The 1159-nt window shown below is 47.6% G+C and carries 2 tRNA genes and 1 rRNA gene; all 3 read right to left on the bottom strand.

The annotated features are described in order from the left end of the window. Window positions 1-401, bottom strand: a 23S ribosomal RNA gene (locus GVL12_RS25680); the annotation flags it as partial. 398 nt (window positions 402-799) lie between these two features. Beyond that, a tRNA-Ala gene (locus tag GVL12_RS25675) sits at window positions 800-875 on the bottom strand. 161 nt (window positions 876-1036) lie between these two features. Next, a tRNA-Ile gene (locus GVL12_RS25670) sits at window positions 1037-1113 on the bottom strand. Window positions 1114-1159: the final 46 nt, after the last annotated feature.

The raw sequence follows: 1159 nt of genomic DNA, 5'->3' as shown, positions 1-1159 counted from the left end.
ATATTCAGACAAGGTTTCTCGTGCCCCGCCCTACTTTTCTCTAGCTTAGTACCGCTCGTCTGTTTTCGCATACGGGACTATCACCCACTATGGTTGGCCTTTCCATGCCACTTTGCTAACAGTCGAGGTATCACTAGAAGGCTGTTCCGATTTCGCTCGCCACTACTTTCGGAATCTCGGTTGATGTCTTTTCCTCGAGCTACTTAGATGTTTCAGTTCACTCGGTTCGCCTCGCATACCTATGTATTCAGTATGCGATACCCTTGCGGGTGGGTTTCCCCATTCAGAAATCTCCGGATCAAAGCTTATTTGCCAGCTCCCCGAAGCTTATCGCAGGCTATCACGTCTTTCGTCGCCTGTAATCGCCAAGGCATCCACCACATGCTCTTAGTCACTTGACCCTATAACTTTGACGTCTCTTGCAAGACATCGCGGTTGTATCAAAGACTGTGCGAGGTCTCTCACCTCGCGCGTTATGCCGTAATGTGAATGATTCTTTTTGCTTCCACTGATTGCTCAGTGGTTGTTTAGAGAATGATTCGTCATTACTTAAAATTTAACAAAGTTAAATCTTGTTTTGACGCAATCAAAAATGTTGTTAGCGGCACGGTCTGTACTAAACCTTTACGAATGTACAGTTTCCGCTAACAACTCTGATTTCGACTCTATGAATTTTTAAAGAACAGCCGATGAATCGTTGGATAACGATTCAACACAAAAGCAGTCTTGGTGAAGACTGCTTTTGTGTTGAGTCAAAAATTATAGCATGGAAATTTCATGCTCTAAATACAAACCCGAATGGTGGAGGATGACGGGATCGAACCGACGACCCCCTGCTTGCAAAGCAGGTGCTCTCCCAGCTGAGCTAATCCCCCTCTGATTGCCTATAGCCGGCGCATTGCGTCGTTGTTCGTCGCTCACACACTTGAAGTGTGCTTCGCGCTCACGCCTAGCACTGCTTGGCTCTAGCCAATCAACCAGTGATCAACCAAAGCGGCATTGAGCAAGCGCTTCAACCTCTACACGTCGGAACAGATGGTGGGTCTAGTTGGGCTCGAACCAACGACCCCTGCGTTATCAACACAGTGCTCTAACCAGCTGAGCTACAGACCCATTCCTGCTTTGGCCAGCTTTTGCTGAGCCTCTGCAAGAGTGTTCC

This window comes from Pantoea sp. 18069 (assembly GCF_902706035.1).
GTDB lineage: Bacteria > Pseudomonadota > Gammaproteobacteria > Burkholderiales > Burkholderiaceae_C > Comamonas.
This window is presented reverse-complemented; position numbering and strand designations above follow the sequence as displayed.